The sequence below is a fragment of the Halalkalibacter nanhaiisediminis genome, from assembly GCF_007830185.1.
In the GTDB taxonomy this organism is placed as follows: domain Bacteria; phylum Bacillota; class Bacilli; order Bacillales; family Bacillaceae_D; genus Halalkalibacter; species Halalkalibacter nanhaiisediminis.
Genome location: NZ_VLKZ01000001.1, coordinates 536,027 through 556,167 on the forward strand (window position 1 = coordinate 536,027; position 20,141 = coordinate 556,167).

General features: G+C 39.4%; 22 protein-coding genes and 1 riboswitch. Of the genes, 18 read left to right on the top strand and 4 right to left on the bottom strand.

Annotation, left to right across the window (positions count from 1 at the left end):
• Nucleotides 1-49 precede the first annotated feature (49 nt).
• The 16 genes from IQ10_RS02440 to IQ10_RS02510 all read left to right on the top strand — a co-directional run bounded on the left by IQ10_RS02440 (nt 50) and on the right by IQ10_RS02510 (nt 16,016).
• Nucleotides 50-430 (top strand): carboxymuconolactone decarboxylase family protein, encoded by a 381-nt coding sequence (locus tag IQ10_RS02440; RefSeq protein ID WP_144448883.1) that lies wholly within the window; start codon nt 50-52, stop codon nt 428-430.
• Nucleotides 431-649: 219 nt separating this feature from the next.
• Nucleotides 650-775, top strand: coding sequence for a YuzK family famiily protein (locus tag IQ10_RS18510; RefSeq protein ID WP_277877924.1), 126 nt, complete (start codon nt 650-652; stop codon nt 773-775).
• Between the two features lie 296 nt (nt 776-1,071).
• Nucleotides 1,072-1,863 carry a Fe-S cluster assembly ATPase SufC gene (sufC, locus tag IQ10_RS02445; protein ID WP_144448884.1) on the top strand — a complete coding sequence of 264 codons (792 nt, stop codon included), beginning with the start codon at nt 1,072-1,074 and terminating at the stop codon, nt 1,861-1,863.
• A gap of 84 nt (nt 1,864-1,947) precedes the next feature.
• Nucleotides 1,948-3,255, top strand: coding sequence for a Fe-S cluster assembly protein SufD (sufD, locus tag IQ10_RS02450; protein ID WP_144448885.1), 1,308 nt, complete (start codon nt 1,948-1,950; stop codon nt 3,253-3,255).
• Nucleotides 3,255-4,475 carry a cysteine desulfurase gene (locus IQ10_RS02455; protein ID WP_144448886.1) on the top strand — a complete coding sequence of 407 codons (1,221 nt, stop codon included), beginning with the start codon at nt 3,255-3,257 and terminating at the stop codon, nt 4,473-4,475. Before sufD ends, IQ10_RS02455 begins: the two co-directional genes overlap by 1 nt.
• Nucleotides 4,465-4,908 carry a Fe-S cluster assembly sulfur transfer protein SufU gene (gene sufU, locus IQ10_RS02460; RefSeq protein WP_144448887.1) on the top strand — a complete coding sequence of 148 codons (444 nt, stop codon included), beginning with the start codon at nt 4,465-4,467 and terminating at the stop codon, nt 4,906-4,908. The genes IQ10_RS02455 and sufU overlap by 11 nt, the downstream gene beginning before the upstream one ends.
• Nucleotides 4,909-4,939: 31 nt before the next feature.
• Nucleotides 4,940-6,337, top strand: coding sequence for a Fe-S cluster assembly protein SufB (gene sufB / locus IQ10_RS02465; protein ID WP_144448888.1), 1,398 nt, complete (start codon nt 4,940-4,942; stop codon nt 6,335-6,337).
• A gap of 107 nt (nt 6,338-6,444) precedes the next feature.
• Nucleotides 6,445-7,293, top strand: coding sequence for a DUF72 domain-containing protein (locus tag IQ10_RS02470; RefSeq protein WP_144448889.1), 849 nt, complete (start codon nt 6,445-6,447; stop codon nt 7,291-7,293).
• A gap of 194 nt (nt 7,294-7,487) precedes the next feature.
• Nucleotides 7,488-8,855, top strand: coding sequence for a bifunctional metallophosphatase/5'-nucleotidase (locus tag IQ10_RS02475; protein WP_144448890.1), 1,368 nt, complete (start codon nt 7,488-7,490; stop codon nt 8,853-8,855).
• A gap of 79 nt (nt 8,856-8,934) precedes the next feature.
• Nucleotides 8,935-9,240 (top strand): YunC family protein, encoded by a 306-nt coding sequence (locus IQ10_RS02480; RefSeq protein ID WP_144448891.1) that lies wholly within the window; start codon nt 8,935-8,937, stop codon nt 9,238-9,240.
• Nucleotides 9,241-9,431: 191 nt separating this feature from the next.
• Entirely contained in the window at nt 9,432-10,538 is a 1,107-nt protein-coding gene (locus tag IQ10_RS02485) for an HD-GYP domain-containing protein (RefSeq protein ID WP_144448892.1), read from the top strand.
• A gap of 17 nt (nt 10,539-10,555) precedes the next feature.
• The gene (locus tag IQ10_RS02490; protein ID WP_144448893.1) at nt 10,556-11,350 is read left to right on the top strand and encodes a thymidylate synthase; all 795 of its coding nucleotides are present in this window, start codon (nt 10,556-10,558) and stop codon (nt 11,348-11,350) included.
• Nucleotides 11,347-11,841 carry a dihydrofolate reductase gene (locus tag IQ10_RS02495; protein ID WP_144448894.1) on the top strand — a complete coding sequence of 165 codons (495 nt, stop codon included), beginning with the start codon at nt 11,347-11,349 and terminating at the stop codon, nt 11,839-11,841. Before IQ10_RS02490 ends, IQ10_RS02495 begins: the two co-directional genes overlap by 4 nt.
• A 283-nt stretch (nt 11,842-12,124) precedes the next feature.
• A riboswitch (Lysine riboswitch) is annotated at nt 12,125-12,302 on the top strand.
• A gap of 91 nt (nt 12,303-12,393) precedes the next feature.
• On the top strand, nt 12,394-13,995 hold the full coding sequence (locus tag IQ10_RS02500) for a Na+/H+ antiporter NhaC family protein (RefSeq protein ID WP_144448895.1): 1,602 nt from the start codon (nt 12,394-12,396) through the stop codon (nt 13,993-13,995).
• A gap of 378 nt (nt 13,996-14,373) precedes the next feature.
• A complete protein-coding gene (locus tag IQ10_RS02505) occupies nt 14,374-15,909 on the top strand; it encodes a sodium-dependent transporter (protein ID WP_144448896.1) in 1,536 nt (511 codons plus the stop codon).
• Nucleotides 15,909-16,016, top strand: a complete 108-nt coding sequence (locus IQ10_RS02510) for a methionine/alanine import family NSS transporter small subunit (protein WP_144448897.1) — start codon at nt 15,909-15,911, stop codon at nt 16,014-16,016. Before IQ10_RS02505 ends, IQ10_RS02510 begins: the two co-directional genes overlap by 1 nt.
• Nucleotides 16,017-16,040: 24 nt before the next feature.
• Here IQ10_RS02510 and IQ10_RS02515 read toward each other — a convergent pair whose 3' ends face one another.
• A complete protein-coding gene (locus IQ10_RS02515; RefSeq protein WP_144448898.1) occupies nt 16,041-17,051 on the bottom strand; it encodes a M23 family metallopeptidase in 1,011 nt (336 codons plus the stop codon).
• Nucleotides 17,052-17,238: 187 nt separating this feature from the next.
• Here IQ10_RS02515 and lipA point away from each other — a divergent pair, with 187 nt between their 5' ends.
• Nucleotides 17,239-18,147: a lipoyl synthase gene (lipA, locus tag IQ10_RS02520; protein WP_144448899.1), complete on the top strand. Its 909-nt coding sequence runs from the start codon at nt 17,239-17,241 to the stop codon at nt 18,145-18,147.
• 44 nt (nt 18,148-18,191) lie between these two features.
• Here the strand turns inward: lipA and IQ10_RS02525 are convergent, their stop codons facing one another.
• Nucleotides 18,192-18,806 carry a YhcN/YlaJ family sporulation lipoprotein gene (locus tag IQ10_RS02525; protein WP_242009665.1) on the bottom strand — a complete coding sequence of 205 codons (615 nt, stop codon included), beginning with the start codon at nt 18,804-18,806 and terminating at the stop codon, nt 18,192-18,194.
• A gap of 137 nt (nt 18,807-18,943) precedes the next feature.
• On the opposite strand from IQ10_RS02525, the gene IQ10_RS02530 reads away from it, so the two are divergent.
• Complete coding sequence (locus IQ10_RS02530) at nt 18,944-19,222, top strand: YutD family protein (protein ID WP_144448900.1); 279 nt, start codon at nt 18,944-18,946, stop codon at nt 19,220-19,222.
• 161 nt (nt 19,223-19,383) lie between these two features.
• Here the strand turns inward: IQ10_RS02530 and IQ10_RS02535 are convergent, their stop codons facing one another.
• Together IQ10_RS02535 and IQ10_RS02540 are read right to left on the bottom strand one after the other, a co-directional pair.
• Nucleotides 19,384-19,680: a cytosolic protein gene (locus IQ10_RS02535; protein WP_144448901.1), complete on the bottom strand. Its 297-nt coding sequence runs from the start codon at nt 19,678-19,680 to the stop codon at nt 19,384-19,386.
• A gap of 57 nt (nt 19,681-19,737) precedes the next feature.
• A complete protein-coding gene (locus tag IQ10_RS02540) occupies nt 19,738-20,004 on the bottom strand; it encodes a DUF3055 domain-containing protein (RefSeq protein ID WP_144448902.1) in 267 nt (88 codons plus the stop codon).
• Between the last annotated feature and the right edge of the window lie 137 nt (nt 20,005-20,141).

Here is a 20,141-nt window from a genome sequence, read left to right on the forward strand (position 1 = left end):
CAAAACAAATACTAATCATGTTACTATTTGAAAAAGGGAGGCTTTTATGATGGAGCAACAGGAACAGCAAGATCATTTCATGGAAATGGCGCTACAAGACTATAAAGAGGGAATAGGTTATTTTACTCAAAAAATGCCGAAAATCGCGAAAACGTATAATGCTTTTACCGAAGCATGCTTTGCCAAAGGGAAGCTCTCACAAAAAGAGAAGCAAATGATTGCACTTGGTATTAGTGTGTTTGCTCAGGATGAATATTGCATGATTTATCATACAAAGGGTTGTCTTGATCAAGGTTGTACAGAAGATGAGATTCATGAGGTGATCGGAGTAACGGCTGCCTTTGGCGGTGGTGCAGCAATGAGTCAAGGAGTCACCCTCGTTCAAGATGCGATTTCGGAGTTTAGTGACACAAATCAGCAAATTCAGTAATCGAAAGAAGAACAAATAAAGAGTAAATAGGAGAAATATTGCCGTTAAATTTTCTGACAATGACTCATCGTTATTAAAGAGGAAAAATGCTGTCTTAGCGCTTGATATGGAAGTTGGTGAAATAATCTGACTATGATACGATGATGCTACAAAACATGAAAGGGTTGATTCATTATTCAGTCGATAAGTACCAAGCATACTAGTGAGATGGAAAAGGCCATGTATCAAGCACACGGAATAGGTTATGCAGAGTATGATCGGAATATGGATAAACGCATTGAAATTGAAATGGAACGAGATAAGAACTATAAGGCAGGCAACAAGCTTGCTGAGCAGTTAAAGTAATTGTCACTATATAATCCAAACAAAAGAACAGAGTGGTACCTGATGGTGTCGCTCTGTTTTTCTTCATTTTAATACTACAAATTCTCGTTTTAATTAAGGGATTTCCACTTATAAAAGACGTAGTAAGCCTCCTTGCAAAACCTTTTTATGAGTTCTAACCTAGAATCATTCGCTTACCTTGAACTTATAATAGATTTGTTATAAGATTGTAATGAGAATAGATTGAGAATAAAAAACAAATTTAAATGAGCTTTATCCATAAATAGATGAAGCAAAATACATTGGAGGTCATTGTAATGTCAGCACCGTTTCTTAAGATTGAAAATTTACATGTATCAGTAGAAGGAAAAGAAATTTTAAAGGATTTCAGTCTTGAAATTAAAGGTGGAGAAATTCACGCGATCATGGGACCAAATGGTACAGGTAAGTCTACTCTTGCTTCTGCTATTATGGGTCATCCAAAATACGAAATCACTAGTGGATCTGTGACAATTGATGGCGAAGACGTTCTGGAAATGGAAGTCGACGAACGTGCTCAAGCTGGTCTTTTCTTAGCAATGCAATATCCAAGTGAAATTAGTGGGATTACGAACGCAGACTTCTTACGCTCAGCTATTAACTCTAAGCGTGAAGAAGGAGACGAGATCTCTCTTATGAAGTTTATCCGTCAATTAGATAAGAAGATGGAATTACTTGAAATGGATGAGTCTTTCTCACAACGTTATTTAAATGAAGGTTTCTCTGGTGGGGAGAAGAAGCGTAACGAAATTCTTCAATTATTAATGCTTGAGCCGAAAATCGCGATTCTTGATGAGATCGATTCTGGTCTAGATATCGATGCCTTAAAGGTTGTTTCTAAAGGTGTTAACGAAATGCGTGGATCTGAGTTTGGCTGTTTAATTATTACTCACTACCAACGTCTATTAGACTACATCACTCCTGATAAAGTACACGTTATGATGCAAGGTCGCATTGTGAAATCAGGTGGTGCTGAGCTTGCACAACGTCTCGAAGCAGAAGGTTATGACTGGATTAAGGCTGAGCTTGGTATCGAAGATGAGCGTGTGAACGTAAACCAAGAAGCATAATAACGACATAGTATATAAATAAAAAAAGCTTAAAATTGCTCGTACAAAGTGAGCTGCAATTTTAATAATAAAGGGTGGGTATGTATGTCAGTCGAGACGAAAGTATTGTTCGAAAAAGAACAAATCGAGTCATTCTCAGATGCTCGCAAAGAACCTGAATGGTTACGCGATCTCCGTTTAAAGGGACTTGAGCTTACAGAAACAACTGAGCTTCCAAAGCCAGACAAAACGAAAATAGATAAGTGGAATTTCACACAAAAGAACTTTGATTTAGCTGCAAAACCTGCAGTAAATGCTGTTTCAGAGTTACCTGAAGCGCTTCGTTTGTTAATTGGTGAAGAATCAGCTGATCAAAATCTTTTAGTTCAACAAGATTCATCAGCTGTTCTTAATAAAGTAAGTGCTGATTTAGCAGAAAAAGGTGTTATTTTTACAGATTTACAGACAGCTTTTGCTGAGCATGCTGATAAAGTAAAGCCTTATTTCTTTGGTGAAGCAGTAAAACCATCGGAAAATCGCCTTCTTGCTCTTCATGCGGCAATCGTTAATGGTGGAGCATTTATCTATGTACCGAAAAATGTACACGTTGAAGTGCCACTTCAAGCTGTATTTTCTTTTGAAACAAATGAAGCAGCATTCACGAATCATGTAATTGTTGTAGCTGAAGAGAATAGCTCTGTTACTTATGTTGAAAACTATATTTCACAAGCTGAAGGTGAAACTGTTGCGAACATTGTTGCAGAAGTATATGCAAAAGCTGGTGCGAAAATAACGTTTGGTGCTGTTGATAATCTTTCTAGTAACGTGACAACTTATGTTGTTCGTCGCGGTCATGTTGATAAAGATGCTCGTGTTGATTGGGCTCTTGGTCAAATGAATGATGGGAACACAGTATCAGAAAATACAACACATCTTATTGGTGATGGCTCTTGGGCTGATACGAAGACAGTAACAGTTGGACGTGGAGAACAAAAACAAAACTTTACAACGACAATCTTCCATCACGGTAAGCATTCTGAAGGTCATATCCTTAAGCACGGTGTTATGCGTGAATCAGCAACAGCGATTTTTAATGGTATTTCAAAAATCGAACATGGTGCAACGAAATCAAATGGTGTTCAAACAGAGCGTGTTCTTATGCTGAGTGAAAAGGCTCGTGGTGATGCGAACCCAATTCTTCTTATCGACGAAGATGATGTAACAGCAGGTCACGCAGCTTCTGTAGGCCAAGTAGATCCACTGCAAATGTTCTATCTAATGAGTCGTGGAATTTCACGCAAAGAAGCAGAACGCCTTGTTATTCATGGTTTCTTAGCTCCTGTTGTGACTCAACTTCCGATTGAATCAGTTAAGGAGCGTTTGCGCGAGGCAATTGAAGGGAAAGTCCGCTAATGAATGCCAAAGAGATTAAAAAGCAGTTTCCGATTCTCGACCAACAAGTAAACGGAAATCAGCTCGTCTATTTGGATAGCGCGGCAACTTCTCAAAAACCGGTAAAAGTCATTGAGGCGATTGATGATTACTATCGTCGTTACAATTCTAACGTACACCGCGGGGTTCATACACTTGGAACACTAGCGACTGATGGCTATGAAGGAGCTCGTGACAAGGTTCGAGCTTTCATTGGAGCAAAGGCGAGAGAAGAAATTGTCTTCACACGTGGAACGACAACTGCATTAAATCTCGTTGCCTCTAGTTATGGTCGTGACAATTTGACTGCTGATGATGAAATTGTGATTACACCAATGGAGCATCATAGTAATATCATCCCGTGGCAGCAAGTTGCACGTGTAACTGGAGCAACGTTAAAATACATTCCATTACAAGCTGATGGCACAATTGACTTGGCGGATGTAGAGAAAACCGTTACGGAAAAGACAAAGATTGTTTCAGTCATGCAAGTATCTAATGTGCTTGGAACGATCAACCCTGTAAAAGAAATTGGGGAAATTGCTCATCGAAACGGTGCAATCATGGTGGTGGACGGCGCACAAAGCACACCGCATATGAAAGTGAATGTTCAAGACTTGAATTGTGACTTCTTTGCTTTTTCAGGTCACAAGATGGGTGGGCCGACTGGCATAGGTGTTCTTTACGGAAAGAAAGAGTTGCTTGATAAGATGGAACCAATTGAATTTGGTGGAGAAATGATTGACTTTGTTGGTTTGCAGGAGTCAACATGGAAAGAGCTCCCTTGGAAATTTGAAGGGGGTACACCGATTATTGCAGGTGCTATTGGACTTGGTGCAGCGATCGATTTCCTAAATGAGATTGGTTTAGAAGAAATTGAAAAGTATGAGCATGAGCTTGCTGGTTATGCATTAGAGCGTTTATCTGAGATTGATGGTATGACGATCTACGGACCAAAGCATCGCGCTGGCCTTGTCACATTTAATATCGATGACGTGCATCCACATGATGTAGCGACAGTTCTTGATACAGAGGGAATTGCTGTTCGCGCAGGACATCATTGTGCTCAACCATTAATGAAATGGCTTGAAGTCTCTGCGACTGCACGTGCTAGCTTCTATGTGTATAACACAAAGGAAGATGTCGATGCACTTGTTGCAGGATTAGTGAAAACAAAGGAGTACTTCGGAGATGTCTTCTAATAATCTTGATACACTGTACAGACAAGTTATTATGGATCATTATAAGAATCCTCGTAATAACGGGGAATTCGATGGTGACGATTCGGTTACGGTAAATATGAACAACCCAACGTGTGGAGACCGCATTCAACTTCAATTAAAAATTGAAGATGGAAAAGTGGCCGAAGCGAAGTTTTCAGGTGAAGGTTGTTCCATTAGTTTAGCTTCTGCCTCGATGATGACTCAAGCTGTTAAAGGCTTAACAACAGAAGAGGCGGTAGCAATGTCAGGAATTTTTTCTGATATGATGCTCGGTAAAGACTATGATGAAGATCGCTTTGATCTAGGTGATATCGAAGCGTTACAAGGTGTTACTAAGTTCCCAGCACGAATCAAATGTGCTACACTTGCATGGAAAGCAATGGAGAAGGGAATCGAGGATAACAACCAGTAAGGTTTGTTTATAATCAAAAGGAGGGTTTCAAATGGCTAAAAAAATGCCTGAAATCGGAGAATACAAATATGGGTTCTCAGACCGCGATGTATCGATTTTCCGTTCTAAGCGTGGATTAACACGTGAAATCGTTGAAGAGATCTCTCGCATGAAGAGTGAGCCTCAGTGGATGTTGGACTTTCGTCTAAAATCACTTGAGCTTTTCTATAAAATGCCTATGCCACAATGGGGCGGCGACTTATCTGAACTAAACTTTGATGACATTACGTACTACGTAAAGCCATCGGAGAAGACAGAAAAAACATGGGATGAAGTACCAGAGGAAATCAAAAATACATTTGATAAGCTTGGTATCCCAGAAGCAGAGCAAAAGTATTTAGCTGGGGTTTCTGCACAGTATGAATCTGAGGTTGTTTACCACAACATGAAGGAAGAACTTTCTGAGCAAGGAATTCTTTTCACAGATACGGATACGGCTTTAAAAGAGCATGAAGAAATTTTTAGAGAGCATTTTGGTACAATTATTCCGCCTACTGACAATAAATTTGCTGCGCTAAACTCAGCTGTATGGTCTGGTGGATCATTTATCTACGTACCAAAAGGTATTAAGACAGATACGCCGCTACAAGCTTACTTCCGTATTAACTCTGAAAACATGGGGCAATTTGAGCGTACCCTTATCATTGCTGATGAAGATAGCTCTGTGCACTATGTTGAAGGTTGTACAGCACCTGTTTACTCAACGAACTCACTTCATAGTGCGGTTGTTGAAATCATCGTTAAAAAAGATGCATATTGCCGTTATACAACAATCCAAAACTGGGCTCCAAATATCTACAACCTCGTTACAAAGCGTGCTGTAGCTGATGCTGGTGCTACGATGGAGTGGGTTGATGGTAACATCGGTTCGAAATTAACGATGAAGTATCCTGCTGTTATCATGCGTGGTGAAGGTGCGAAGGGTACAATCCTTTCAATCGCGATTGCGGGTAAAGGTCAGCACCAAGATGCTGGTGCGAAGGTTATGCACTTAGCGCCTAACTGTTCTTCAACGATCGTATCGAAATCGATCTCGAAGCATGGCGGTAAAGTAACATACCGTGGTATCTGTCACTTTGGCCGTAAATCAGAAGGTTCAAAATCTAAGATTGAGTGTGACACTCTCATTATGGATAACGAATCAACATCTGATACAATTCCTTACAATGAAATTCTTAACAACAACATTACGCTTGAGCATGAAGCAACTGTTTCTAAAGTGTCAGAAGACCAATTGTTCTATTTAATGAGCCGTGGTATCTCTGAGCAAGAAGCAACTGAAATGATTGTTATGGGCTTCATTGAACCGTTTACAAAAGAACTTCCAATGGAATACGCTGTTGAGATGAACCGTCTAATCAGCTTTGAAATGGAAGGTTCTATCGGTTAATAGGTAGAAGATAAATAGGTTGACTCACAAGGGTCTGACCCCGGGTATCGGGTCAGACCCTTGTTTTTTTAGTGGTTAGAAAATAAGTGAGGAGGGACATGAAAAGGATGATTTACATTGGCCTCGCAGGATGGGGAGATCATGATACACTGTATGAAGGAGTAGGGCGACAATCAAAGCTAGCGGAGTATGCAGGGCATTTTCCAATTGTAGAGCTTGATTCTTCTTTTTATGCTGTACAACCAATTCGGAATATGGAAAAGTGGGCGAGGGAAACTCCTGTTTCTTTTCGATTTGTCGTAAAAGCGTATCAAGCGATGACAGGTCATCAACGGGGCTATGCTCCATTTGAAACGAAAGAAGAAATGTTTGATGCTTTTCGTGCCTCTCTAAAACCTCTTATCCAAACAAGGAAGCTCGCCATGGTGCTTTGTCAATTTCCACCTTGGTTTGAATGTAAGAAAGAAAGCGTTCAATGGCTTCGTTATGTAAAACAACAATTACAAGGCTTACCAGTTGTACTTGAATTTAGACATCAATCATGGTTTACACAAGAGATGCGTCCAAAAACGCTCCAGTTCATGAAAGATGAAGATTGGATTCATAGTATTTGTGATGAGCCTCAGGCGGGATCAGGCTCCATTCCTACTGTATTAGAGGCAACAGATACAGGTAAAACACTTATCCGTCTTCACGGACGAAATGTGCATGGTTGGAGAGATCCTGGTGATGGAACGTGGAGGGATGTTAGGTACTTATATCGGTATAATCATGCTGAATTAACAGAATGGAAGGAAAATATTGAGAAGCTCACGAGCCAATCAAAAGATATTTATGTTATCTTTAATAATAATTCAGGTGGAGACGCGGCAGATAATGCAAAGCAATTCATTAACATGTTAGGAATTGAATATGTCGATTTGGCGCCTAGACAGCTTAATTTATTTTCGGAATAGAGGAGTCTAAACGCCTGATTTTAACTATATTCATACATAGTTTGACTAATCTTAACGATTTAAATAAACGTTTGTTTAAAGTATAGGTAAAGAATGAGTGAGGATCTTGTTATCTAAACAATTAAATATGACTATTGTTCTCGCGATTAGATTTGACGGGAGGCAAAGTTTTTTAAGAAGGGGGTGTCTAGTAGATGACGACAGAACAGATCACTCTTTTCCACTCAAATGATATTCATAGCTGTTTTGATCATTGGTCGCAAATGGTTGCATACATTAAGCGAAATCGTGACAAACATTCTCTCTATTTAGATTTGGGAGACCATACAGATCGAAGTCACCCATTAACAGAGGCGACGCTTGGAAAAGGAAACATACGATTACTCAACGAAGCTCAAGTTGATTACGTCACAATTGGGAATAATGAAGGAATCACGTTTGCCAAAGAACAGCTAGAGGAGCTTTATGAAGCAGCAAATTTTCCTGTACTCGTTTCAAATGTATTCCATCTTGATGGTAGCCGACCTTCTTGGGCAAAGGAGTACGTTATTCATACGATGGAAAATGGATTGAAGCTAGGAATAATCGGATTAACGGCGCCATTTACTGAGTATTATCGCCAATTAGGTTGGGAGGTGGCGCAGCCTAAAGAAATTTTAAACAAGTTAATATTAACTGTACGGAAGCAAGCTGATATTGTTGTGTTGATGTCGCATTTAGGTTTGTTTCGTGATGAGGAGATAGCATCAGAGTTTGAAGAGATAGATATTATTTTAGGTGCTCATACCCATCATGTTTTAGCAGAAGGAAAACGTATTTTAGGTACGCTTGTTGCTCAGGCAGGAAAGCACGGTGCTTACTTAGGAAAAGTCACTGTTGATTATGATCTGGAAAGAAAACAAATAGTTGGCAGTGAAGCGGTTTTGTTAGACGTTAAACATGATGATCATGATGAAAGAACGAATGATCTTTTAGCGACGATGAAGATGGAAACGAGTCAGATTTTAGAAAGAAGAGTGGCGACGATCCCGATACGACTTCCTGTTAACTGGCAAGAAGAAACAGAGGCCGTCCAGTTACTCTGTGATGCAATGACCGAGTGGTGTGATCAGGAAATCGGTATGATGAATGCTGGTGTCTTGCTTGAATCGATTGAACAAGGCACGGTGACGAAAGGAGACATTCACCGAATTTGTCCTCATCCCATTAATCCTTGCGTTGTCAAGCTGACAGGCGAACAATTGCAAAAAACAATTGAACGAGCTTTTACCGAAGAAATGCGATCGCTTGAGCTGAAAGGGTTTGGCTTCCGTGGCAAAATTCTTGGCCGAATGATCTTCACAGGAATCGATGTTGAACTGACAAAAAGAATGGAAGTAAAACAGATTACGATTCTTGGGGAGAAGGTAAAGAAGGACCAGATTTATTCATTAGCAACACTTGATATGTATACATTTGGCCATCTTTTTCCTGCAATTTCTGATTCAGCGGAGAAGGAATATTTTATGCCTGAATTTCTTCGTGATGTGCTAGCGTGGAAGTTAGAGCAATTGTGGTCTTAAATTTGCCTCACACCTCATCGATTTCAATCATATCGTAATAAGGAGAATGGATGATTGATGAGAAGGGAGTGTGGCAGGGATGATTGAGATGAATCCGATTGCAATTAATGGTGAAACCTTTATCGCTGTGACATTAAAACTACCAAAAACAAATTTCATGGCTGTCATGAATGATACTGGATATATCATGTGTGGAGCTTTGGATGTCGGTCTTCTAAATGAAAAGCTGAAAGAGCGAAAGATTGTTGCTGGTCGCGCTGTAGGGGTACGGACGATCGATCAATTACTGGAGGCCCCGTTAGAGTCGGTTACGCATGAAGCAGAGGAGCTAGGGATCACAACAGGTATGATAGGGAAGGATGCATTGCTAAAAATGAAATATTAATATTTAAAGCTCTCGAAAGCAACCATGCAAACGAGAGCTTATTTCCATAGTCAGAATTCTGCGCTAAATGAAAAAACTGTTGAAATTTATGGATTTTTCTACTAATTTTTATAGATATTTACTTGCGGACTTTTCCTAATCATGTGAAACTAAATAATAATGTTTTAGATTGAACGTAAAAGGAGAACTTCATGAGGTTAGTGGCTACAAGATCATTGTCTGCAGGTACAAAGCTTGGAAAGCCTATTTATAACGATAATGGGCAAATTCTTTTGCGCCAGGGGGTCGTTTTAACAGAGAGAGTCATTACAAGACTGTCTGAGATGGGGATTTCTTTTGTTTATATTGAAGATGCACGGACAGAGGGAATTGACGTTGCAGATATTGTGACGGATGAAACGAAAAGAATGGCTGTCAAAACGATCAAAGAAGAGTTCTTGCATATTGGAAAAGAGATTCAGTTGAAAAAGGTCTTCAATGGAGATCATCTTAGTAAAGATTTCTCAAAGATTGTACAAGCTATTTTGTCAGATATTAAAAGCAACGAGGAAGCTTTAGCGTTATTATCAGATGTTTATGTCTATGATAATTACATTTTTACTCATTCTTTAAATGTGACAGTCTATACGTTAGGACTTGCAGTTGATCTTGGGTTTAATGAAAAGCAGCTAATAGAAATTGGCATGGGTGCTTTGCTTCATGATGTTGGAAAATTGTCAATTCCTGCTGAAATTTTAAACAAGCCAGGTCGGTTAACGGATGAAGAATTTGCCATCATTAAGACTCATGCCAAAGCGGGGTTCGATATGCTTCGACGGTCACCCAATATTTCTTTGCTTACTGCTCATTGTGCACTGCAGCATCATGAACGATTGGATGGGACTGGTTATCCCCAAGGACTGATCGATGAAAACATTCATATATATGCAAAAATCATTGGAATTGCTGATGTATTCGATGCTGTGACTTCTAATCGAGTGTATAGAAAGCCGATGCTTCCTCATGAGGCATTAGAGCTGCTTTATGCAGGAGTTGGAACGCAATTTGATCATACATTAATTGACGCATTTCGCAGAACGATAGCAGTATATCCTGTAGGGTTGACGGTGACATTAAGTGATGGAAGAATTGGTATTGTTATTAAACAAAATAAAGAGTTAAGTACTCATCCAGTCGTTCGGATTATTTCTGAAGATGGAGAAGAATTGGAGTCTCCATATGATTTGGATTTGACTAAGCAGCTTAATGTAACCATTGTGGAAACAGAATCGACGCTTGCTGAGAGTATGTCGAGTTAGAAGGGGTAGTGAAGGCGATGAAACAATATTTAGATTTGTGCAAACACGTAATTGAGAACGGAAATGAAAAGTCTGATCGAACAGGTACAGGAACAATTAGTACTTTTGGCTATCAAATGCGTTTTGATCTTAAAGAGGGCTTTCCTGTTGTAACAACAAAAAAGCTTCACCTGCGTTCCATTATTCATGAGCTTCTTTGGTTTTTAAAAGGAGATACAAATGTCCGTGCTCTACAAGAACATGGTGTTCGCATTTGGAATGAATGGGCAGACGAAAATGGTGAGCTCGGTCCAGTATATGGGAAGCAGTGGCGTTCTTGGGAAGGAGCAAACGGGAAAACAATTGATCAAATCAGTGACGTTATTGAACAAATCAAGAATAATCCAGATTCGCGCCGTCTTATCGTTAGTGCCTGGAATGTTGCTGAAATCGACGATATGGCATTAGCACCTTGCCATTGTCTTTTCCAATTTTACGTGAATGATGGGAAGTTATCTTGTCAGCTCTATCAACGGAGTGCAGATATTTTCCTAGGTGTTCCGTTTAATATAGCTTCTTATGCACTTTTAACGATGATGATTGCGCAAGTAACGGATTTAGAGCTCGGTGAATTTGTTCATACATTTGGTGACGCTCATATTTATAAAAATCATTTAGAACAAATTAACCTTCAGCTAACGAGAGAACCACGTCCATTACCGCAAATAAAGCTGAATCCTAATCGTACATCGATTTTTGATTTTACATATGAGGATTTCGAGCTTGTTGGCTATGATTCGCACCCTCACATAAAAGGAGAAGTGTCGGTATGATGTCTTTCATTGTAGCAATGGATAAAAATCGTGTGATTGGAAAGGACAATCAGCTCCCTTGGCATTTACCTTCTGATTTGGCGTACTTTAAGAAAATCACATCTAAAAATACCATTATTATGGGGCGTAAAACGTTTGAATCAATTGGTCGCCCATTACCGAAGCGACGTAATATCATCTTGACTAGAAATCAAGATTTTCAAGCTGAGGGTTGCGAGGTCATTCATGATACACAAGCGGTTGTTGAGCTTTGTAAACAAGAAAATGAGTGCTTTGTCATCGGTGGAAGTGAACTATTCTCGTTATTTTTTGAAGATGTTGATCGTCTGTATATCACATATATTAATGAAGAATTTCCAGGTGATACCTACTTTCCTGAGATGAAAGAAAGTGAGTGGCAACTTCTTTCAGCAGAACAAGGTACAGTAGATGAAAAAAATCATTATCGCCATGAATTTCGGGTATATGAACGCATAACTAGTCTGAAATAAATTTAAAGGTAAACAGCAAACCCTCTTTGCATATAATTTTGCAAAGAGGGTTTTTATTATGAGAGCAATTGAATAATGAAGAATGGTCGATTTTATCATTCTGTAAGGTGTAGAATTGGAATATAAGAAAATCAAGCTTTTACAATATGTAAGAAGTAGATGAAGGTAACATGTTTTTACTATTTTAATCACATATACATCATAACAGTATTTAACATTGTTTATTCAGATATATTATGCTAGTATCATTAATTGAAAACTTAATAGATGAACCTCATCGTCATGATGGGGTAGAGGCGCAACTGTCATCAGTATATTCTTGGAGGATGACAACAAAGATGAGTGTAGAAAGGGTCAGTTGCCGAAGTGAGAGTTGGACGTCATACAACTCTTGCTGGGGCTGTGTTGAAGAAGGACAGCACTGTCACAACGATCTTTCGTTGTGGAGGACTACTATGGTGATGGGGACTAACACTTGCATCTTTTAGGGCAGTAGTGGGTCGACCATTATTGTCCTTTTTATTTTATGATAATAGAGGAGGGGTTAGAAGGATGGAAACATCAGTGTTATCATTGATACCACCTATTCTGGCGCTTGTGATGGTTGTTTTAACAAGACGGGTTCTCTTATCACTAGGAGTCGGAATTATTGTTGGTGCACTTATGTTGAACGGCTATAATCCAATTGATGCACTGGCGAATATTTATGCAATTGTGACAGGCATTATTTTTGATTATGGGGATGTGGATATTGTGACGTTTGCTAGTGTGACGTCGGCTATCCTTGAAAGTGGATTTACGATTAATACGTGGGAATTTTATATTGTTTTATTTTTATTGTTACTTGGAATGCTAGCGGCTTTAGTGACTCGTTCTGGAGGAAGCCGGGCCTTTGGTGAGTGGGCTATGAAACGAGTAAAGACACGCGTTGGTGCACAACTGTTTGCCATTGCTCTTGGTTTTATTATTTTTATTGATGATTATTTTAACAGTTTGACAGTTGGAAATGTGAGTCGGCCATTAACAGATCGTCATCGTGTTTCACGTGCTAAACTAGCCTATATTGTCGATTCAACAGCAGCACCTATGTGTGTGATTTCGCCGGTGTCGAGCTGGGGAGCTTATATTATTGCGATCATTGCTGGGATTTTATCGACGTATTCCATTACGGAATATGGTGCCCTAGAAGCTTTTATGTTAATGATACCAATGAATATTTATGCGTTAGTGGCGCTTGCTATGGTGATTATAGTAGCGTGGTTTAATCTTGATTTCGGGGCGATGAAAGTTCACGAAAGACGTGCGATCGAAACAGGAGAACTCGTTGATTCATCTGCAGGAGCGATTCCTGGATCACAAGATGAGCTTGAAGCTAGTGACAACGGAAAAGTTGGTGACTTGGTTTGGCCAATCATCGCTCTTATTGTCGGAACGGTTTTCTTTATGATTTTAACAGGTATACAAGGTACGGAAGGGCAAGCGACGTTACTGACCATTTTTGAAAATACGGATGTATCGGCATCGCTTGTTTATGGGGGACTATTCGGCTTGCTTGTCGCTCTACTACTTAATATGACGAAGCAAAATAATGGTACAGGATTAGTGAAATCACTTGGAATTGGAATGAAATCGATGTTACCTGCGATTTATATTTTATTCTTTGCATGGACGATTATTTCCATTATTAGTGATCTTGGGACAGGGGCTTACCTAGCATCACTTGTAGATGGTAGTATTCACCCAATGTTCTTACCAGTTATTCTCTTTGTTATTGCAGGTTTTGCTGCATTTTCAACAGGAACATCTTGGGGAACATTTGGCTTGCTGTTACCTATTGCTGGTGAAATGGCATCTGTTATTGATATTTCGATGTTACTCCCAATGCTCGCTGCTGTACTTGCAGGGTCTATCTTTGGCGACCATTGCTCGCCAATATCTGATACGACAATCCTTTCGTCTACAGGCGCAGGGAGTCATCATATTGATCATGTGATGACCCAGTTGCCATATGCGTTAATTGCAGCTGGAATTTCAATGATGTCTTATCTTGTCCTTGGAGCAACGACTAGTGTCTTTCTTGGGGTGGTAACAGCATTGATCCTCCTTGTTTTAACAGTCTTCGTACTAAAACGAATGCAAAGTAAAGAAGCATAAACCTATATCTAATAAAAATGAAGGGTTTGAATCCGTTTATTAGGAAAATATAAGATGGTGAATCATGTTATATTTTCCTAATAGGATCAAACTCTTTTTTTAAAAAAAGAAAAGATAATACGACAAGAAAAAATATATTTTGACAAAATTCGAGTTAATTATTATAATAGCATAGCGAATAGTCAGAAAATTAATGCGAAGGTTATGTCATTAATGATAAATAAAATGCTTTTATAGAGCATTAAATAAATACGCTAAAATAACAATATCATTTTCGAATAATTTTGACAAAAAGTGTATAAACAATTATGCTAAAGTTGTAATTTTCTGAATATTTATTTATAGAAAGATCATTTAAAAACGAAAGGAGAAAGGAAAATGAGTGGAAGAGAGCAATGGGGAACACGCGCAGGTTTTGTTTTAGCTGCAATTGGTTCTGCAGTTGGATTAGGTAATATTTGGCGTTTTCCATATGTAGCTTATGAGAATGGAGGAGGAGCCTTTTTCTTACCGTATTTATTCGCCCTTCTTACAGCGGGCATTCCGCTTCTTATTATGGAATTCACTATCGGTCATAAGAACCGTGGTTCAGCTCCATTGTCATACGCGCGTTTAAACAAGAAAACAGAATGGATTGGTTGGTGGCAAGTTGCGATTTCTTTTGTTATCTCAACTTACTACGCGGTTATTATTGCATGGGCGATCGCCTATACGTACTTCGCTGTAAATCAACGTTGGGGTGAAGATACAGGCGGATTCTTAATGGGTGAATACCTGCAACGTGTCGATATCGTTTCAGGAGGTGCACCTGGTGATCTTGGGTCATTAGTGCCAGGGGTATTCATTCCATTAATTCTTGTCTGGGTCATTGCGCTAGGGGTTTTATTTAAAGGGGTCAAACGTGGAATTGAAGTGGCAAACCGAATTTTCATCCCGCTTCTTGTTGTGATGTTTCTTCTGATCGTTATTCGTGCTGTAACGCTTGAAGGAGCGGCGTTGGGTCTTGATGCATTCTTCCGACCTAATTGGGATGAAATTATGTCTCCAGAAGTATGGGTCGCTGCTTACGGGCAAATATTCTTTAGTTTATCGATTGGATTTGCGATTATGGTGACATATTCGAGCTATTTACCAAAAAAAGCGGATATTAATAATAATGCATTTATTACAGGTTTTAGTAACTCAAGCTTTGAGCTTTTAGCGGGTATTGGTGTATTTGCTGCATTAGGATTTATGGCTTCAGCTTCTGGTGTAGAAGTAGCAGATGTTGCCAGTGCAGGAATTGGGCTTGCCTTCGTTGTCTTCCCAGAAATCATTAATACTTTCCCAGGTTTTAATGGATTCTTTGGAGTGTTATTCTTCGGTTCACTCGTCTTAGCTGGGCTAACGTCGTTGATTTCAATTGTTGAGACATTTGTCGCAGGGATACAGGATAAATTCAACATATCACGTGTAAAAGCTGTTGCTTTTGGTGGAGGGTTATCAGCACTCATTTCCCTTTTGTTTGCAACACAAGGTGGTTTATTCTTCCTAGATGCAGCCGATTATTTCGTTAACCAATTTGGAATCGCGCTTGCAGGACTTGTTTCGGTTATTATTGTTGCGTGGTTCTTGAGAAAACTCCCAGAGTTACAAGATCATGCGAATAGTGTATCTGATTTTCGCACAGGTTTATGGTGGAAAGTATGTTTAGGAGTTATTACGCCAATCGTACTTGGATATATGTTTATTCAAAACACCATTACTAACTTAACGAGTAACTATGAAGATTATCCAACTTCTTTTCTTCTCCTATCAGGATGGGGAGTAGCCATTGCAGTTATCGTGGTTGGCTTCATCTTTGCAGCAGTAAAATGGCAAAAGAATGCTTTAGAAATGCCTAAAGATAAAAATGAAAAAGGAGTTGAGCAATAATGAGTGGAAGTGCAATCGCTATGATGATTATCGGCATTGTTATTATCTGGGGCGGCATGGGACTTAGTATTGCCAATGCTGTGCGGGTTTCAAAAAGAAATAAATAAGAAATGAAAGAGGCTGAGCTGATGTCAGCCTCTTTTCTTTTTACGGTCTTTATATGCTTGGCGTTCCCATGATTTAAGTGATGGATAAGGATCGAAGGACCATTCCGTATAGCCGTTATCGCGGTACATGCCATAGTGAAGGTGAGGAGGGAACTTTCCTTGAGTACCCGGTTTTCCGTAACCTGAACTTCCACAATACCCAATGACATCTCCTGGAGAAACGATACTACCTTCTTCAATTCCTTTTTCAAACCCACTCAAGTGAGCATAATAATGATAAATATTATCCAAATCACGAATACCGATACGCCAGCCACCGTATTTATTCCAGCCTTTAATTTCAACTCTTCCGTAAGCTGTTGCTCGAATCGGAACATTGTAGCCTGCGAATATATCCGTGCCTTCATGAATCCTCCTTCCGCCCCAACCTCTTTTGTCTCCCCATGTATTACGATAGCTGTAATTATAATTAAGAGGCATCGGAAATGCATGTGTGTGTAAATCTAAACGGTCAAAATGTTTATAGATGAGTGAGTGACTGTGAACGATATTTACGGACTGATCACGCTTGTATTTTTCCCATAATGCAATCCGAAAATGAGTCTCATCAAAGCCGAATTTTTCAAGATAATGAGCAAATGTATACAACACATCCTCGTCATTTGTTAGTTCCGCTAATCCGTCTCCGTCTCCATCTAATCCTACTCCTCCAAAGAATTGAATCGAGAGAGGATTTGTGTCAGTGACATCTGGATTAGATGGGCCTGCCCACTCTTCTTTAGAGTAAAAAATGGCAATAACACCTTCTTCAATTGGCCGATCGCGCTGTGCTCTACGTAACCCTCTCTCATACGTATCAACAGCTGCTAAGTAGTACCATGGAACGTTTGTGATGGTTTCAACTTTTTTATATAAATCCATTCGTTTTTCGTATATTTGCTGCACGGATAATTCCACTTTCTCTGCTGCAAATCCAGTTAGAGGCAAAGAAATAAAAACGATGATAAGGATTAAGGCAATCATTTTACGCTTCATTCCCATGGTCTCCTTTCCTGCATTGTTTTTCGCTCTTACATAGTGTGTAATAAATGAAAGGAAATAATAGGAGTGAATCAATGGAAATTTTGAGCGCTCACTTGGTCATTTTTGTGGAATCATGATAAAGTAGAAAGAGAAAATTTGTTCATCGCGACAAAATGTATCATTGGATGGAGTGAATAGAATGGCAAAAAAAGAAGAACACCTTCGAAAGCCTGATTGGCTTAAAATAAAATTAAATACGAATGAATCCTATACGGGTTTGAAGAAAATGATGCGGGAGAAAAATCTACATACCGTATGTGAAGAAGCACGTTGCCCAAATATTCATGAGTGTTGGGCTGTTAGAAAAACAGCGACATTTATGATTTTAGGAGATATATGTACACGTGCATGCCGTTTTTGTGCGGTAAAAACAGGCCTTCCTAATGAATTGGATTTACAAGAGCCAGAACGCGTTGCAGAGTCTGTTGAAATGATGGGATTAAAGCATGCGGTTATTACAGCTGTTGCACGTGACGATTTGAAAGATGGTGGCTCGGCTGTATTCGCTGAGACAGTCCGTGCCATTCGTCGTCGTAGTCCGTTCTGTACGATTGAAGTACTACCATCAGATATGCTTGGTGGTATTGAAAATCTTGAGACATTGATGGCTGCTCGTCCTAATATTATGAACCACAATATTGAAACGGTTCGTCGTTTAACGCCAAGAGTTCGTGCTCGCGCAACATATGATCGTTCGCTTGAATTCTTACGTCGTGCAAAGGAACTGCACCCTGATATTCCAACGAAATCAAGCTTAATGATTGGGCTTGGTGAAACGAAAGAAGAAATCATTGAAACAATGGATGATCTTCGTGCAGTTGATGTTGATATCATGACAATCGGGCAGTACTTACAGCCGACAAAGAAACATTTAAAGGTTCAAAAATACTATCACCCAGATGAGTTTGCAGAATTGAAAGAAATTGCGTTAAGCAAAGGCTTCAGTCACTGCGAGGCAGGTCCTCTTGTCCGTTCATCGTATCATGCCGATGAACAGGTTAATGAAGCGCAAGTTCGTGCAGAAGCAAAAAAGGTTGCCGGGTCTTAAAACTCTAAAAAGGGAGCGTCGATTGACGCTCCCTTTTTATCTAGCTATTTTTTCTTTAATTGCTTTTGTTTTTGTTGCATGATTTTTAAATGATCATCTGTACGCTCATTATATTCGCCTTGAGGGGAATCCTTTTGCATTTCTTGGATCGTTTGTTCAATCGTCTCATCTACATGTGGAGCTGCGGGTGATAGGTTTTGGAAACGCTCGATGTCTTGGAAATGCGCATGGTTATCCGTTAGGTAGACATGGTAATAACGAGGCACAATTGAAAGGACGCTTCGTTTTACTTGATCGGCTACATATTCTCGACTATCGGACGGGGTGTCATAAGCAACTAAGACATATTTATCCGTTACAAGGGTTGCCGCTTCATCGACCGTTTTATTGTTTAAAACCATACGAGTCACACCATCTGCCAGTTGATTACGGTCAAATGTCGGTGTGAAATGTTGATTTTCTACTTGTTCTCGTTGATAGCGATTGTATCCATAGTTTGAAACGGAACCATCTTGATTCATTTGGGTCATCGGATGAAGTTTTGTGCTATGACTATTAGCTAAACTCTGAATTTCTGGTTGACCTTCGTCTGTCATTTGGCAACCTGTTAGAAGCAACATGGTACATAGTCCTGTCATGAGTATTGATTTTTTTATCATGTGTACACCTCCTCTTTCTTCAGAGTGACCACATTCAAGCCTTTTTACAGCTAGTAAATGCTGGACAAAGGAAAAGCTGTAGGAAAGAAAGACATGTGCTATAATAAAGGAAGTAAAATAAAGCAGAGGTGAGCCCAATGGTTCGCATTCAAGGGATGCAGTATGAAATCGTTGAAGATGTGAAGAATGGTTGGGATGAAGAAGCTTTTAAGGCGCGATTCAGTGATGTTCTCAATAAGTACGATTACATAGTTGGTGATTGGGGCTATAATCAATTGAGACTGCGAGGCTTTTTCGAAGACCGACATAAGAAAGCGACTTATGATACAAAAATAAGTACGTTGCCAGATTATTTATACGAATATTGTAATTTCGGCTGTGCCTACTTCGTCATCAAACGAATGAAAGAAAAATGAAAAGCAGTCTCGCTCAAAAGCGAAGACTGCTTTTTCCTGTTAACAAAGTAAAACGCAGAAGCTTTATTGAAGTAGCTAAAGATTTGAAGCCCCGAGTATACCTGCAACAAAGACATTCGCTTTTTTTGGAAATGACGAAAAATAAAATATGTTTCCATGCTTTAGACGGTGGGTTCTTCGTCAATATCTGGATCATCGTGAGTAGGGTGGGAACCAGGATACTCTCTTGGTAGGTTCTCATGTAACTGTTTAAATTCGTAATTAAAAGCGCTGTAGTAGCGTTGGCCTGGTTTCCAAGGCGTACTTTTGTTGACAACTGGTGTGTCCTTATTGATCGGTGATCCATAAGGACCTTCTGGGGTTTGTTCTACGGCTAGGTAATTACGCATTGCTTCAACATTTGTAAAATCAGTATATCTTTGCTCTTCGTCATTACCAGGTTGCTGTCGATTGGGCATAGAAAAAACACCTCCTTACACGTAGGATGTCCGTAAGAGGTGTTAATTACTTCATGATTAAACGATTTCGTATAGAAAAGAGCGTAATTCTTCTGCGTCATCAGCAGAGAGATTATACGCATGTTCGAGATAACCAGGCTCTTCAAGGTCATCTGCTCCAATAATAGCAAAGCGATTCGATAAGACGTCGAGAACAAGCTGCTTGCCATAATATCTAGATGAAGAAATAATCGCTAGGTCAAAGCGTTGTTGTTCACCCATGAAGCTCACAAAGCGTGTGCGCGTTTCTTCTATATCATCATATAAATAAAATCGTTCTGACATTGACATTCTCCTTTCTTTTTCATTAACGTAACAAAAAATCAATATAGCTATCATATCATGCAACGCGTAACGTTTATATAACGAGTCTTTTTATATTTATGGTTGCTTATTTGCAAGCGATGTTGAAAGGTGCCTAA

Bases quoted from the DNA above. Each gene is read 5' to 3' on its own strand.
- IQ10_RS02525 (WP_242009665.1), bottom strand. From the start codon at position 18,806: ATGATAAAAAAATCAATACTCATGACAGGACTATGTACCATGTTGCTT.
- IQ10_RS02440 (WP_144448883.1), top strand. From the start codon at position 50: ATGGAGCAACAGGAACAGCAAGATCATTTCATGGAAATGGCGCTACAA.
- sufB (WP_144448888.1), top strand. From the start codon at position 4,940: ATGGCTAAAAAAATGCCTGAAATCGGAGAATACAAATATGGGTTCTCA.
- IQ10_RS02500 (WP_144448895.1), top strand. From the start codon at position 12,394: ATGGAAACATCAGTGTTATCATTGATACCACCTATTCTGGCGCTTGTG.
- IQ10_RS02535 (WP_144448901.1), bottom strand. From the start codon at position 19,680: ATGCCCAATCGACAGCAACCTGGTAATGACGAAGAGCAAAGATATACT.
- IQ10_RS02530 (WP_144448900.1), top strand. From the start codon at position 18,944: ATGGTTCGCATTCAAGGGATGCAGTATGAAATCGTTGAAGATGTGAAG.
- IQ10_RS02495 (WP_144448894.1), top strand. From the start codon at position 11,347: ATGATGTCTTTCATTGTAGCAATGGATAAAAATCGTGTGATTGGAAAG.
- IQ10_RS02510 (WP_144448897.1), top strand. From the start codon at position 15,909: ATGAGTGGAAGTGCAATCGCTATGATGATTATCGGCATTGTTATTATC.
- sufU (WP_144448887.1), top strand. From the start codon at position 4,465: ATGTCTTCTAATAATCTTGATACACTGTACAGACAAGTTATTATGGAT.
- sufD (WP_144448885.1), top strand. From the start codon at position 1,948: ATGTCAGTCGAGACGAAAGTATTGTTCGAAAAAGAACAAATCGAGTCA.
- IQ10_RS18510 (WP_277877924.1), top strand. From the start codon at position 650: ATGTATCAAGCACACGGAATAGGTTATGCAGAGTATGATCGGAATATG.
- IQ10_RS02455 (WP_144448886.1), top strand. From the start codon at position 3,255: ATGAATGCCAAAGAGATTAAAAAGCAGTTTCCGATTCTCGACCAACAA.
- IQ10_RS02475 (WP_144448890.1), top strand. From the start codon at position 7,488: ATGACGACAGAACAGATCACTCTTTTCCACTCAAATGATATTCATAGC.
- lipA (WP_144448899.1), top strand. From the start codon at position 17,239: ATGGCAAAAAAAGAAGAACACCTTCGAAAGCCTGATTGGCTTAAAATA.
- IQ10_RS02480 (WP_144448891.1), top strand. From the start codon at position 8,935: ATGATTGAGATGAATCCGATTGCAATTAATGGTGAAACCTTTATCGCT.
- sufC (WP_144448884.1), top strand. From the start codon at position 1,072: ATGTCAGCACCGTTTCTTAAGATTGAAAATTTACATGTATCAGTAGAA.
- IQ10_RS02485 (WP_144448892.1), top strand. From the start codon at position 9,432: ATGAGGTTAGTGGCTACAAGATCATTGTCTGCAGGTACAAAGCTTGGA.
- IQ10_RS02540 (WP_144448902.1), bottom strand. From the start codon at position 20,004: ATGTCAGAACGATTTTATTTATATGATGATATAGAAGAAACGCGCACA.
- IQ10_RS02490 (WP_144448893.1), top strand. From the start codon at position 10,556: ATGAAACAATATTTAGATTTGTGCAAACACGTAATTGAGAACGGAAAT.
- IQ10_RS02470 (WP_144448889.1), top strand. From the start codon at position 6,445: ATGATTTACATTGGCCTCGCAGGATGGGGAGATCATGATACACTGTAT.
- IQ10_RS02515 (WP_144448898.1), bottom strand. From the start codon at position 17,051: ATGAAGCGTAAAATGATTGCCTTAATCCTTATCATCGTTTTTATTTCT.
- IQ10_RS02505 (WP_144448896.1), top strand. From the start codon at position 14,374: ATGAGTGGAAGAGAGCAATGGGGAACACGCGCAGGTTTTGTTTTAGCT.